Origin of the sequence: Cryobacterium sp. MLB-32 (genome assembly GCF_000738085.1) — a bacterium.
Taxonomy (GTDB): domain Bacteria; phylum Actinomycetota; class Actinomycetes; order Actinomycetales; family Microbacteriaceae; genus Cryobacterium.
This window is the reverse complement of record NZ_JPRS01000018.1, coordinates 43,526-56,180: the sequence shown is the minus strand read 5'-3', so window position 1 is coordinate 56,180 and position 12,655 is coordinate 43,526. Positions and strand designations below refer to the sequence as shown.

At 63.8% G+C, this 12,655-nt stretch carries 13 protein-coding genes; 6 read left to right on the top strand and 7 right to left on the bottom strand.

Annotated features, from left to right (window positions below; all coding sequences use genetic code 11):
* Positions 1–277: 277 nt before the first annotated feature.
* Positions 278–1,129: a DUF3097 domain-containing protein gene (locus JF66_RS03955; protein ID WP_035875478.1), complete on the bottom strand. Its 852-nt coding sequence runs from the start codon at positions 1,127–1,129 to the stop codon at positions 278–280.
* A 64-nt stretch (positions 1,130–1,193) separates the two neighbouring features.
* Between JF66_RS03955 and JF66_RS03950 the strand changes: the two genes are divergently transcribed.
* From JF66_RS03950 to JF66_RS23485, 3 genes are all read left to right on the top strand, one after another.
* Positions 1,194–1,919, top strand: a complete 726-nt coding sequence (locus JF66_RS03950) for an SOS response-associated peptidase (protein ID WP_035875476.1) — start codon at positions 1,194–1,196, stop codon at positions 1,917–1,919.
* Between the two features lie 10 nt (positions 1,920–1,929).
* A complete protein-coding gene (locus JF66_RS03945; RefSeq protein WP_035875474.1) occupies positions 1,930–2,427 on the top strand; it encodes a DUF6328 family protein in 498 nt (165 codons plus the stop codon).
* A gap of 63 nt (positions 2,428–2,490) precedes the next feature.
* Positions 2,491–2,655 (top strand): hypothetical protein, encoded by a 165-nt coding sequence (locus tag JF66_RS23485; protein WP_197059313.1) that lies wholly within the window; start codon positions 2,491–2,493, stop codon positions 2,653–2,655.
* Positions 2,656–2,660: 5 nt separating this feature from the next.
* Here JF66_RS23485 and JF66_RS03940 read toward each other — a convergent pair whose 3' ends face one another.
* On the bottom strand, positions 2,661–3,314 hold the full coding sequence (locus JF66_RS03940) for a DUF1345 domain-containing protein (RefSeq protein WP_035875471.1): 654 nt from the start codon (positions 3,312–3,314) through the stop codon (positions 2,661–2,663).
* Between the two features lie 154 nt (positions 3,315–3,468).
* Between JF66_RS03940 and JF66_RS03935 the strand changes: the two genes are divergently transcribed.
* Positions 3,469–4,377 carry a J domain-containing protein gene (locus JF66_RS03935; RefSeq protein WP_369797945.1) on the top strand — a complete coding sequence of 303 codons (909 nt, stop codon included), beginning with the start codon at positions 3,469–3,471 and terminating at the stop codon, positions 4,375–4,377.
* 54 nt (positions 4,378–4,431) lie between these two features.
* Here the strand turns inward: JF66_RS03935 and JF66_RS03930 are convergent, their stop codons facing one another.
* Together JF66_RS03930 and JF66_RS03925 are read right to left on the bottom strand one after the other, a co-directional pair.
* Positions 4,432–5,307, bottom strand: coding sequence for a hypothetical protein (locus tag JF66_RS03930; protein ID WP_035875467.1), 876 nt, complete (start codon positions 5,305–5,307; stop codon positions 4,432–4,434).
* A 71-nt stretch (positions 5,308–5,378) separates the two neighbouring features.
* A complete protein-coding gene (locus JF66_RS03925) occupies positions 5,379–8,714 on the bottom strand; it encodes a glucodextranase DOMON-like domain-containing protein (RefSeq protein ID WP_197059312.1) in 3,336 nt (1,111 codons plus the stop codon).
* A 185-nt stretch (positions 8,715–8,899) separates the two neighbouring features.
* On the opposite strand from JF66_RS03925, the gene JF66_RS03920 reads away from it, so the two are divergent.
* Positions 8,900–9,544 carry a phosphoribosyltransferase gene (locus JF66_RS03920; RefSeq protein WP_035875496.1) on the top strand — a complete coding sequence of 215 codons (645 nt, stop codon included), beginning with the start codon at positions 8,900–8,902 and terminating at the stop codon, positions 9,542–9,544.
* 85 nt (positions 9,545–9,629) lie between these two features.
* On the opposite strand, the gene JF66_RS03915 is transcribed toward JF66_RS03920, so the two are convergent.
* The 3 genes from JF66_RS03915 to JF66_RS03905 are packed head-to-tail and all read right to left on the bottom strand — an operon-like array spanning position 9,630 to position 11,537.
* On the bottom strand, positions 9,630–10,115 hold the full coding sequence (locus JF66_RS03915) for a hypothetical protein (RefSeq protein WP_051973095.1): 486 nt from the start codon (positions 10,113–10,115) through the stop codon (positions 9,630–9,632).
* A complete protein-coding gene (locus tag JF66_RS03910) occupies positions 10,099–11,136 on the bottom strand; it encodes a DUF6545 domain-containing protein (protein ID WP_035875465.1) in 1,038 nt (345 codons plus the stop codon). The genes JF66_RS03915 and JF66_RS03910 overlap by 17 nt, the downstream gene beginning before the upstream one ends.
* Positions 11,136–11,537, bottom strand: coding sequence for a hypothetical protein (locus tag JF66_RS03905; protein WP_035875463.1), 402 nt, complete (start codon positions 11,535–11,537; stop codon positions 11,136–11,138). The genes JF66_RS03910 and JF66_RS03905 overlap by 1 nt, the downstream gene beginning before the upstream one ends.
* Positions 11,538–12,145: 608 nt before the next feature.
* Here JF66_RS03905 and JF66_RS03900 point away from each other — a divergent pair.
* Positions 12,146–12,571 carry a hypothetical protein gene (locus JF66_RS03900; RefSeq protein ID WP_156109641.1) on the top strand — a complete coding sequence of 142 codons (426 nt, stop codon included), beginning with the start codon at positions 12,146–12,148 and terminating at the stop codon, positions 12,569–12,571.
* Positions 12,572–12,655 lie beyond the last annotated feature (84 nt).

Genomic DNA, 12,655 nt, shown 5'->3' with positions numbered 1-12,655 from the left:
GAACCATTTCACGGTACCTGTTGCCATTTGTAAAACTCCTCCAGGAGTGTTAGACCGACCCCGACTGTCGGGGCCGTTCGTCGCGGTATTCGTCGTCCGCTTCCGAAAGGAATGTGGCGCATCAACCGAGGTCGATACGTTTAAGACGTGCAAGCACTACAACTTCAGAACCAACACTAGCCCACATCTCTGGATGGTTGCTCAATTGGGCGGCATTTCGGAACAAAACCGTCATACTTTTTCACGCCCTGTCCCCCGAAATGTGGACATGCACGTGTCATTCCGCCGTGACGAAGTCGATGAGCTGCTCGACGCGACCGAGCAGTTGGGGCTCGAGGTCGGCGTAGGTGCGAACCTGCCCGAGAATGCGCTGCCAGGCGCGAGCGATGTCGGCCTGCTCCTCATGAGGCCAGCCGAGCGCGTCACAGATTCCGTGCTTCCACTCGATGCTGCGCGCGATCTGAGGCCACTCCTTCAACCCGACTCTGGCCGGTTTCACCGCCTGCCACACGTCGACGTATGGGTGTCCGACGACAAGGACGGTACGTCTGTGCGGTCCACGCGCCACCGCTTCTGCGATTCGGCTCTCCTTGGATCCCGGCACGAGATGGTCGACGAGAACGCCGACCTTGCGCGTGGTCGTGGGCTTGAACTCCGCGAGGATCTCTTCGAGGTGGTCAATGCCTTCCAGATACTCCACGACGACACCCTCGATACGCAGGTCCGCGCCCCAGACCTTTTCCACAAGTTCCGCGTCGTGGCGACCTTCCACAAAAATGCGACTCGCCCGGGCGACGCGCGCCGGCGCGTCCTTCACGGCCATTGATCCCGAGGCGGTGCGGGCGCGCCCAAGAGCGGCCGCCATGGTGGGGGCAACCAGAGTCACCGGCTTGCCCTCAAGGAGGAAGCCGCTGCCGAGCGGAAAGAGCCTGAGCTTGCCGTGCCTGTCCTCGAGAGTGACGATGTTCTTCTCGACCCGCATGACGGCACCGCAAAAGCCGGTTGCCACCTCTTCGACCACGAGCTCACGGGTTGCTTCCTGGGTGGGGATCACGATGCGGCCGACCTTCTGCCAGCCGGGAGAAAGTACATCTGCGCTATAGCGGTCGTCGCCGAATCGGTCATCCATTGAATTGACGCTAGCCGATGTCGACTCCGCTGCATGCAGACGAGGCTGGAGTAATCTGGTCTGTATGTGTGGTCGATTCATCATTACCGATACGGCGTCCGATCTCGCCGCCATGTTCGAAGTCGAGCATGAGGGGAGCAACCTGCCCGAGCCCTCGTGGAACATCAAACCCACCGAGCAGATCCCGATTGTGCTCGAGTCCGCCAAACAGGACCCTGCTGTGCGCCGTCTCGAATCTGCCCGGTGGTCTCTCATTCCGTCCTTCGCCACCGAAATGACGTCGTCCTTTCCCACTTTCAACGCCCGCTCCGAATCCGCAGCAGAGAAGCCGACGTTCAAGAAGTCCGTCGCGTCCCGGCGGGCCCTTGTACCGGCCACCGGCTATTACGAGTGGCACACCGTCGGAACGACGAAGACGCCGTATTTCGTGCACTCCGATGACGGACTGCCGCTCGCCTTCGCCGGCCTCTATTCCTGGTGGAGAAACCCGTCACTCGCGGATGATGACCCCGCCCGGTGGGTACTCTCGGCGACCATCCTCACAGCGGATGCCCAGGGCCCTCTTTCTGCGATTCACGACCGGATCCCTGTGGCTCTCCCCGAAGAGACGTGGGATCAGTGGCTTGACCCGCACACCGTCGGAGACCAGGAATTCGTGGATGCCGCCGTCGCGGCATCGCGGTCACTGGCGGAGAGCCTGCGTTTCTATGAGGTGGCACCCGTGGTCGGAAACGGTCCGGATCTCATCGAGCCCGTTGTCCGCGACTCTGCCCACAGCGACACCATGTAGTGGGGCATCCATGCCCTATCTCGATCATCCGGCACCCGGCGAACAGACAAACGGACGCCATGAAACCAGGACGGAACGTCTGGACCGCAATTGGATCTCGATTCTCCAGGAGCTTCGGGTCACGCAGACGGGCACCCAGATCATCACGGGCTTCCTGCTGGCAGCGGCGTTCCAGCCTCGCTTCCAGACCCTGGATAGCTACCAGATCACGATTTACCTGACACTGATCTCCTCGGCCATCATCACCACGGCCCTCGGGATCGGCCTGGTGAGCCTCCATCGGCACCTGTTCCATCGTCATGCCATGGTGCAGGTTGTCGCGATCGGCAGCGTCCTCTTGCGAGCGACCCTGATCGGGCTCTCGGTGGTGCTGACCGGAACCGCGCTCCTCATCTTCGACATCGTGGTCGGTCGTGTGGCAGGTCTGGTGGCCGGGGGTGTGATTTTGCTCGCGACTGGGCTGATCTGGCTCGTCTTGCCCCGTTTGGTTAAGGTCAATCGGCCATGAACGGTACGCTCGAATGAGGTGCCCCGAGAATTTCAGCGGTCACCACATCGAGAGGATCACCACATGAACGTCGTCGCCTTTATTATCGCCTTTGCGATATTCGTTCTGGGTATCTGGCTTTTTGGTTTTGCTTTCACGGCTCCGGCCCTTCAGGGCGCGATCTTCATCTCAGGGATTCTGGCTATTTCCGTCTCGCTGGCGATCCCGTTCCACATCCTGCGGAACTGAGGCGCTTAGGGCAGCAGCCCGGCCACCAGATTGATCAGGGCGGCCAGGATGCCGGCGCCGAACGGAAATGACAGCAGTGCGTGTCGCAGCGCCGTCATGCGAATCGCGTGGGTCTGAATGGGAGTGTCCGAGACCTGGTAGGTCATGCCGATCGTGAAGGCCAGATACGCGAAGTCTCCGTAGTTCGGGGCCTCCTGCCGAGCGAAGTCGATTCCGCCGTCGACGCCACGGTAATAGAGCGAGGCGTATCGCAGCGTGTAGAGCGTGTGGATCAAGGCCCACGATAGTGCGACGCTGGCCACGGCGATGGCTGCCAAGCCGCCTTTTTGGGAGAGGGTGGAGGTCGAGGCGGCTGTGAGAAGAAAAGCGATTGCACCCAGACTGCCCAGGCTCGCGAGGAGCACGAGCAGTTCAGAGACCCGGCGGGACGGATCTTCACGAGTGGCGTGTCGTGCGGTGCCGCTGGCATCCAGTCGGCGGACCGCCAGCCAGACCCACGTGATGTAGGTCACGCATGCGGCGGCCCAGCCGATGATGAGCGAAAACAGCCAGGCGTTGAGTAGCCCGGTCACCAGGGCCGCGGCGACGCCCACCACGAGCATCGCCAGAAGTCGAGTGCTGGAGCGATGTATGTGGCGCACGGGGCCGGGACTCTTCACCAGCTGATCGTCGCATAGTTACCGCGCGAACAACCGCCCTCGGCGGTATTTCAGGCGGGCGCGGTATGTTAATTTATTCACTCACCGAACTTTGACCGTATGAAAGGTTCCGCCCCGGATGCACGAGAGCCCTGCCGCGTCCACACCATATGAGGTGTTGGGAGTATCGTCCCAGGCGACTGATGAAGAACTACGACGTGCGTATCGGCTGAAGCTGCGCAAAACGCATCCCGACGTCGGCGGAAGTGCTGCGCAATTCCATGCCGTGCAGATCGCGTGGGAGCGGGTGGGCAGCGCGGAGAGTCGAGCCGCCTACGATCGCACGCGCTTCGGTGACCCGGAGCCCACGGCAGGTGCCTTCAGTGGTTCCTCCACGCCAGGGTCCGGGTCGTCGTCCCGGTCATCACAGACGGGGCTCAAGACACGAATGCACGGCCACCCGGGTGGGCAGGTGCGACAGCGTTACCTCACCCTGATCAGGGAATGGGCCGGCCGAGGAACTGTCGTCGACGACCCCTATCTTCCGTCTCTCGTGCGGTCGGCACCCCGGGGAATTCGGCACACCCTGGCCAAGGCCCTGGCCGAGGAAGCGACTGCTCATCTCGTCTCTGGTCTCGGTATCGGGTTCACGGCGTGGCACGACGTGGACTGCGGCAACGGGCGCGACAAGCTCGATCACGTCGTGCTCGGCCCCGCGGGACTCTTCGGAATCCTGTCGGAAGACTGGGGGAGCACGGTTTCGCTGCGCCGTGGAGAACTCGTGGGCGATGAAATCCCCGACGAGGAAGACCCGGTGCACAGCTTCCAGGCCAGTGCAAAGTCCTTCACACGTCTGGTGCGCGTTCGCTTCACGGGACTCATCGTCGTTGTTCCCGACGGCGACGTCGACGGCACCCCCACAGTGGCCAAGCGCGGACGGCATCCTCTGGTCATCGTCGTACCCCGGTCCCGCCTGAACGGTCTCTTGCGTGACGGTTTTCCGGGGATGGATCGGGGTAGCTTTGAGAAGGTCTTCGAACTGCGCAGCACCCTCCAGAACGGCATCCGCTTCGTCTCCAGCTAGGGGACGAGGTACGAGTCGCCGTCGCGGCGAGACCGTGCAGCCACGAGGGGCTGCCTAGCGCAGGCCGAGCTTCTCCACCCAGTAGTCGAGAAAGCTGGCTCCGGCCTCATCGTGGATCTGTTCACCCATCACGATGACGGGATAGGGGCGATCGAGGATGCCGTCGAGCGGACGCACGTCGACATGGGACACGTCGTAGCCGGCTTCGTGCAAGTGGTCCGCCATCCGGTAGTCGCTGCGGGAATCGCCGACTGAGCGCCAGAGGCGGGGGAGCGGCCCGCCTTCGGCGAAGAAGGCGAGGGCGCGTTCGGCCGCGTGGTTCTTGTCGAGGGTGACCGACTCAATATCGGTGGAGATGATGGTGGCGTCGAGGCGGAACGGCACGGCACCGGCGGAGTCCGGCGCGACCCGGTCTTCGAAGCGCACCCCAAGGCCGTGGCGCTCAAGGATGGCAAAGGCGGCTCGGTTGAACGCTGGCTGACGTCTCTTGTAGGCGTCGCTGGGCACATCCGTTCGCTGTTCCACCGAGACCATGGCCTGTTTGGTCTCGTCGAAGAACATCGTGTCGGCGAAATCATCGTGCACGAGTGTGCGCAGCTCGCCGATGACGGCCTGCGGCAGTGCCACGCTGTCGTCGACCACGACCTCGCCCATGCCGTCGGCGCCGATCGCAAACCAGACGGCCCCTTTTTCGCAGACTCCGTACATGCGGAACGTGTCGGGCAGCCCCTCCTGAAGGAGCGGGGCGACGACCTGATCGCGAATGAACGCGGCCGATCGACCGGTGATGAAGGCAATGGGCACGTTGGCGCCCGCGAGAGTGACGAGGTCGGTCAGGATGCTGGGGGTCGCGATGGTGCGCGTGATCGGGCTTGCGATGGGTCCGTCGACATCGAGCAAGAGACCCAGCGGGGAAGCGGTTGTAGGCATGCCTCATCATTTCACGGGAGTGGTGCCCGTGCGTCGCGGGGTCTACGACACGGGTTCGGGTGCGAGCTGCGCTAAGGAATCACAACGGCCGGAAGCACGACCGGATCCTGAGCGGTGTAGTCCAGTTCTGTCGATTGCGTGACGCCGTCCGGGGTGAGGATGTCCATGACCCTCGGTACAGATGTCGGGTCGGCTGAACAGAGGGCGTTTGCGCGAGCCGTGGCGCACACACCAAACGTGAACGCTCCGGGCGTCGGGGTGAAGGCGCGGGTTTGGTCAGGGCCCTGGGTGCCGTCCTGGCCGGTCAGAGCCACGGTGAATCCCCATCCGCTGACCGGCGTACCGCCGAGCGCCGCCTTGTCCACGCGGAAGGAGATGAAATCGGTGGTCGGATTCGCACGCACACTGAGCGAACCCACACTGATTCCGATCGAATCAACGAAACGGTTGTTGCCGAAGCCCTGCACCTCGATGAGTCTGCTCCACGGCTCGGCGAGTTGATAGTTCATGCTGGGGAAGGCTGAGGAGGTCGACGACGCCGTCCCCTCCGGGCTGTGCACGTAGACATCCACGAGCTGGGCGCCATTCGGCGAGCCGAACGCAGGCGTCAGGTCGCGCGTCTTCACCCGGAAGGTCACACTCGAACCCGTGTCGTACATCTCAAACCCGGTCAGATCGAAGGCATCTGGTGTGAAATCGCCCGACGTCGGGTAGGCGTAGTTGCGCGGTCCGTTGTCGTCGCCCACCGGGTCGCCCCGGCTGAAGATGAGCTCTCCGTCGACGGCGTCGCTCACCACCGACCGCACAAGCTGGGCAGTTCCGCCGCCGGCCGCGATGCTCGTGATGACGATGACATTGGTGCCGAATGCCGAAGGCACGTCGACGGTGAATGCGCCGGTCGCATCGGCGGTGGTGTGCGCCGTCGCGGTCTGGCTGTCCTCGTCCGTGGCGACGCGGGCAAGGGAGATCCCGGCGCCCGGCTCGGCTGTGCCGGACACCGTCGTCGTGGCTGGCGTCTGTGAACCCTCCGTCGGCGCGGTCACGGTCAGTGGGGTGGTTGCCTGCGTCGTGCTCACGTAGCGGTCACGAACCTCCGCGGGCTGCTCAAGCGATCGGCCTGCTCCCAGAGCTGCTGTGAGGCGCACCTGGGCAGCCGATCCCCAGGTAAGCGGAGACGCCGATCCCACCGACTGGCCGTTCACGAAACCGATTGATGCGGTAGCCGGATCGCTCCCGAATGGCGACGCCGGAACGGGCGTCTGGTCCCAGACCTGCTCGGGCACAAGACCCGGGCCCGAATTCATGGCGTTGATCGCCACAAGCTGAGCCGCGGCTTCGCCCGCCTGTCCCTGCGCGAGGTACTGCTGAGCGCGCTCGACGCCGAGCACCGGCCACGGATGTCCGAGCCCCGAGAAGTTGTTGGTCCACGGCGCTCCGGTGACAGCGCAGTTCGTCGCTACGCCGACGAAGCAGTCGCCGTAGCCGTCGCCGTTGTAGCGCAGCCACCCGGCCCCGCTCTCGGTGGACCGCTGGAGCGTCGCATCCGTGACAACGAGGGAATCGAGAATCGTGGGGTCGGTCGCCGGAAGTATGCCCAAACGCACATATTCGAGGAAGCCGGCATCCACGATGGCTCGTTGATCGAGCGTGGGCCCGCCGTTTCCGACGTTGTAGCTGATCGCGGCGTTCGGGTCGCCGGTCTTGGAGAGGCGGATGAAATAGGGCGACATCGACAGCGGGCCGGTTGTCGTCACGCCCCACGTCGTGATCGACCGCTGGTACTGGTCGGCGGTCGCGCGCCACACCGCTGCGCTGGTTGGATCGCCGTGCTGGTCGGCGATTGCCGCGGCCGCCACCAGCCCGGCGATCTGAGCGGCGATCGTTGAGGGGGAGTAGCCGGGCTGTTCTTCCCACCGTTCCACGCCGAAACTGGGGCCGTGGCTGATCAGAAAATTGGCCGCAAGCTTCACATGCGGCCACAGGTCGTTGTCATCGGCGAGGCCCGATTGCAGGGCCATCAGCAGGGGATATGCCGTCTCATCGAGCTGGTCATTGAAGGCATCCGCGGCCTTGGTGCCGTCGAGCAGCGAGTTGCGCGGCTGCGATCCGTTGGCCTGCTGACTGGAGAGCAGCAGGTAGCGAACGGTGTCGCGGGCAGTGGCCATATCCCCGGCGGTGTACAGGGCCGTCCAGGCCTCGTAGAGGTCGCGCGCGAAAACCTCCTTGTAGCCGCCCACGAACAGGTTGTTTGGATCGTTGGCCGGGATGGACTGCCCCCACGGGGCGTTGACTCCCGCCACGATGGCACCGGGATAGGTCTTGTCCTCCGAGGCCTTCACCACATTCGCGGCACGAAAGTAACTTCGGGTCGCCGTCTTCAGCTGGGCGGCAGTGAGCCCGGCGGCCGAGAGAGCCGGTGCCGTCAGGCCGCGGTCATAGCTCGCCCACCCGGCCGTGTAGCCGCCCTGCATGCGCGCGAGGGGCGTGGCCACCGTGGCCTGGGCCGTCTCGACGGCGGACGCCCGGCTGGTGCCGAATCCCAGGGCCAGCGTCGACTGGTTGAGCGCGTCACGCTGCAGGCCCATGGTCTGTTCCACATTGCCGTCCGTGGCCGTCGTACCGGTTGCGGTCAGGGCATGCGATGCATCGAGTTGAGTGAGGCCGTCGCTCGGTGTGCCGACAAAGCCGCTGCTGATTCGGTCGAAGGGGGAGTCGGCCGCCACGGCGAGGAACGACGGCACCGCATACGCGGAGCGGTCCGCCTGGCTCTGGGTGTTCATGTCAAATGAGACGGGCACAGGCGACGCCGTCGAGGTGTCGATGACCGCAGAATCCGCCCCACCGTTCGCCGAGCCGCCGCCGCCGTTACCGCCCGCGTTCGCGTCCAGTCGCACGAAAAGTTTGTACGTCGACGGGTTCTTCTTCGCGTCGGCGGAGAGCGGCACAAACGTCGTGCGCACGACCACGCTATTGCGCTGCGGATCAGTGAAATACCGGTTTACCAGTCGGTACGCGCCGCTTCTGGCGGTCGACGTCACCGTGCACACCATGCCCGTGGCATCCGCTGACACCGAGTAGGTCATGTCACGACTCTGCAGGTCGGTGAAACTAGCGCCGTCGGTGACGAGGAACTGCATTGTCTCTACATTTGTCGCGTCAACGGTGGGGGCGTACACGTCGGACAGAATCCCGTTCGCCACCGTGAACCAGATCTTCGAACGGTCGTTGCGGGCGGTGCCGATGCAGTCTTTGCGGGACTGACTCTGGTGGCTCACTGCCCCGGGAGCATCGGTCGCCTCAGCCGTCACCCGCATGGCGCTCTGCGGTGAGGCGGTACACCCCGCGGCGAGGGTGCTGACGGCGAGGGCCAGCGCCAAGGCGGAGATGATGACGCGCGGATGCTTCACGATGTGTCTCCTCAGGTCGGCCTCTCGAACCTTAGGGGCAGCCCTCGCAAGGGTCAACGCCCCGTCCGCGCATGCCACTGCGCGCAGGGCGCAAGCTAGCGACAATGTGAGCCGGGGCCATAATGGCTCAGAAACCACTCCGACGAGTTTGTCCCTGCCCGTCGATGTCCCCGGGAGGTGCGGAAATGCCCGTGTTCACTGATCGGGTCGAGGCCGGCAGGTCCCTGGCCGAACACCTCGAGCACTTGAGGGGACGAGACATCGTGGTGCTGGGATTGCCGCGCGGTGGAGTGCCCGTCGCCTTCGAGATCGCCGACGTACTCGATGCGCCATTGGACGTGATCGTTGTGCGCAAGCTCGGTGTGCCATTTCAACCTGAACTGGCCATGGGAGCCATCGGAGAGGGCGGTGTGCGTGTGGTCAGTGCGCACATCCTTGCCGTCACCGGGGTGACGGAGGAGCAACTGCGCGAGGTCGAGCGACGGGAGCGCGCCGAACTCGAAGCGAGAGTGGCCCGATTCCGAAGTGGGCGCCCCCGCCTCACCCTCACCGGCCGGATCGCCGTCATCGTCGACGACGGAATCGCCACCGGGTGCACCGCGCGCGTCGCGTGCCAGACGGCCCGGCACATGGGCGCTATGCGGGTGATCCTCGCCGTACCGGTGGCCCCGGCCGATACCGTGCGCGAAATCATCGAAGCCGATGAGGTCGTCTGCGTATCGACACCGCGGATTTTCGAGGCTGTCGGCCTGCACTATCGCGATTTCTCCGCCACGACCGACGAGGAGGTCATCGCGCTGCTCGACGCTGCCGCTGCGCGGACGGCCTAGCGATAGGCGTGGGCCACGTCGCCCCAAATCGCAGCGGCGTTCTGGGCTGTGTGAACGAGGCCGTCAGACTGACCCGGGGTGGTTCTCAGATTCCTGAAACAGGTTCAGCGTCGGTGACGACATCGGGAAGCTGCTCGGCGAGCAGATCAGTGATGGAACGCAGGGTTTCGGGGGACACATCCCCGAGCATGCGCGCGGCAAAGTTCACGACGCGCTTGACCCGGAGGCTTTTCACGAACGCGAGCTGCGAATCCACTCGCTCCGGCAGGTCATCATCGGACCCGAGGAGATACTCGGGTGGGATGCGGAAGAATTCACCGATCCCGGTGAGAAGAGCAACATCGGTGACGAGGGGGCCTTGGCCAGTGATCATGTAGGCCCAGCGCGCCCGCGACAATGCGATGCCCCGGTCAGTGAGCCCCTGTGCGATCTGCCTGTAGGTGTACGGTGTGTTGCCTTCGGCCACGACAACGTCGAGCAAGAGATTGAGCTTTCGTGCGAGTTCGACCTGGGGACTGAGAACCGGTTGCCCCGGAACGGTCGGCGTCGGCTCGTCAGCTGTCTGTGACATTGGATTGGGTCCGATCAGTTTGTGGCTTCGGCGTCTTTCTGGTCGGTGCCTGGGTCTGTCGTTCGGCCCGGTCGATCACTGATTGCTCCCTTAAGGATACGGCTTGTGCGGGGTTGAGGAGCAAGCTGTCACGAATTTCGACGTGTCGTCGATACAGGTGCACGCCCGGTCTGTGAACAACGAGGAGTTGCAGCGGAGTCAGAGCGCGCTCGATGCTCAGATCGGGCGAGGTCGAGAGGAGACGATTCCAAATTGGCGTGATTCGCCAGAGGAGCACCAGATCACGGTAGGTCTTGCGCACGGATGAAAGACCGTCCGCGGTGGCGGTGAGGCATAATCCGACAGCGAGGCTAATCGGCGACAGGAGAAACGTCAGCGTGTAGGCGAAACGGGACCAACCCTGAAAAGTGAAGTCTGGATTGAGCACGGACTGAAAGGCGCTCGTGAGGCTGATGAGCGCGTAGCCGAGAACGCCGAGACACCCCAAGGTCACGAAGCCGAGCGAGATCCTGGTTATGCCGCGCGGTTGCTGCCGCATATCAGACACGCAGGCGTACGCGACTGAGACTCCGAAGATCGCCATCGCGATCCAGGTTGTCGACGCGTAGGCGGTGTAGTCCCAGCGAGAAACAAAAGCCCGCGAGATATTGTCAGTCACCCGCCAATCGCTCCCAAAGAAGAGCACGGCTTGTGTCGCAATGATTGCACTCGCGATGATTGCGGTGCCGAGCTTGCGAGCCTTCGTAATGCCTCCCGGCGAGACGGCCTGCTGAACGATGACGTCAACTAAGGCGATCGCGACGATGGCCAAGGCATGGAACAGGAAGTAGGTGACATTGATGTCACCTAATAACGAATCCACTCCGTCATAGATCGGCTTGGGCTGAAGCGTCATGGTCAGTGCAAACACGGCGAGAAACCAGAACAGCAGACGCCGTCGACCGTGGAGCGCGGATGGTGCGCACAGGCCCGCGGCGAGCCACAGGATTGCAGACACGGTGATCAGCACGGTGGCCTGCATCACAGCACCCGTCCGAATCCCGTCGGGGGACCCTTCGCAGCTGCCGGACCATCGCGCAGAATCATGAGCGCGAGGCAATCCCCGATTGCTTCCGCCAGAGCTTCCTGCTCGTCGCTGAACCGGCTGCGCGACAACGCATAGGCGATGGCATCGAGCGGAATGAGCGGCGCCAGTAAGGCTACTCGGTCGGCCGGGATCAGCTCTTTCTCGTGGTGCAGGATCATGTGCCCGAATTCGTGATTGATCAGCTGTTGGCGGTGAACGGCAGACTCCGTCGGCACGTGGTGGATGCGCTCGAAGTCCTCGCCGGCGACGGCGATCCAGAGACCGCAGATGCCGTGCGCGAGCATACGTTCCGTGGCGGCGCGAATAACGATCTTCTTGCCACGCACGACTTCCATCTGCTGGTGCAGCAGATCCGCTGTCAGAGGTCGAGGTAGGTTCAACCCCGCCACCAGCTCACGTGCTCTTTCCGTGCGCCGTTCGTAACTCACCCTGCTCCCCCCTTGACGCACCCTGATCCCCCTCGTGTCCGTGGATCGAGTGGGGGCGTCACCTACCTCCAAAGTATCGCGTTCACGGGGCAGGATAGAACGTCAGTTCACGAAATGTTGCTTGTGGCATCTGAGGTGCTCGAGTCCACGGTACGATAGACATGTCTAATGTGGGCCTTGGGGGGAAGGACAGTCGTGGCTTTGCGTGATCATGGTCGTGTTCCGGGGGGACTCGTACCCAGCCTTGTGCGGGGTACTACCGGCCAATGATCGGGCGAAGGCGTGACTCCATGTGGAGGCTGTGCGGGCGGTGTTTCCGGGGGGATGACACCGCCCTGCAGAGCATCGCGCGGGGCAGGGGGATCGTCGAGCTGCGACGGCTCGGTGTGGCCCTGCTCACCGGGGAACATTCTGTGCACACCAATGAACCGGCGAGACCGGTTCCCGCGGACGATGCCGGTGCGCGACTATGGCTGCGGGCGGTCCTCCCGGCAAACGAAGGTCAGCGTGCCGTGATGACCTTCGAAAGTTGGAGTCATCCCCGCATGGTTCTGGAGGTGGTCACCGACGCGGTCGGCGATGTGCTGACCGCGTACCGACGCGTGGTTCAAGAAGCCATGCGCATCATCGACTCCGGCGACACGATGGTCGTGCAGGTCTGTTCAACGCCGAACCGGGACGAAACCCCCTACGCGTCGCCCGCAACGACATGGGTCTGGGTCTTTGACCGCGACGGCGCTCGCGCGGTCGACGCCGAGACGCTGCAAGCGAACCTGACCCCGGATGAACGCATGGCCCGCTCGACCTGGGGTGCTCGGTTCGCAACCGGATGGGCTCTCACCGGTGAACCAGGTGGGGTCGCTGCCCCTGTTCCCGGCGGCCGGCGGCGGCGTCGGACACGGTCTGTCTCACGAGCACGGCAGTCGTTTCGATCCGTGTGAGGACCGGATTGACCTCTCCGTACGGAATGTTACACACACGTTCCGGGGCGGACTCCCGCGCAGTTAAGCTGTCCGAATGAGCGA

Bases quoted from the DNA above. Each gene is read 5' to 3' on its own strand.
- JF66_RS03955 (WP_035875478.1), bottom strand. From the start codon at position 1,129: ATGGATGACCGATTCGGCGACGACCGCTATAGCGCAGATGTACTTTCT.
- JF66_RS23485 (WP_197059313.1), top strand. From the start codon at position 2,491: ATGAACGTCGTCGCCTTTATTATCGCCTTTGCGATATTCGTTCTGGGT.
- JF66_RS03920 (WP_035875496.1), top strand. From the start codon at position 8,900: ATGCCCGTGTTCACTGATCGGGTCGAGGCCGGCAGGTCCCTGGCCGAA.
- JF66_RS03930 (WP_035875467.1), bottom strand. From the start codon at position 5,307: ATGCCTACAACCGCTTCCCCGCTGGGTCTCTTGCTCGATGTCGACGGA.
- JF66_RS03915 (WP_051973095.1), bottom strand. From the start codon at position 10,115: ATGTCACAGACAGCTGACGAGCCGACGCCGACCGTTCCGGGGCAACCG.
- JF66_RS03945 (WP_035875474.1), top strand. From the start codon at position 1,930: ATGCCCTATCTCGATCATCCGGCACCCGGCGAACAGACAAACGGACGC.
- JF66_RS03950 (WP_035875476.1), top strand. From the start codon at position 1,194: ATGTGTGGTCGATTCATCATTACCGATACGGCGTCCGATCTCGCCGCC.
- JF66_RS03900 (WP_156109641.1), top strand. From the start codon at position 12,146: ATGACCTTCGAAAGTTGGAGTCATCCCCGCATGGTTCTGGAGGTGGTC.
- JF66_RS03910 (WP_035875465.1), bottom strand. From the start codon at position 11,136: ATGCAGGCCACCGTGCTGATCACCGTGTCTGCAATCCTGTGGCTCGCC.
- JF66_RS03905 (WP_035875463.1), bottom strand. From the start codon at position 11,537: ATGGAAGTCGTGCGTGGCAAGAAGATCGTTATTCGCGCCGCCACGGAA.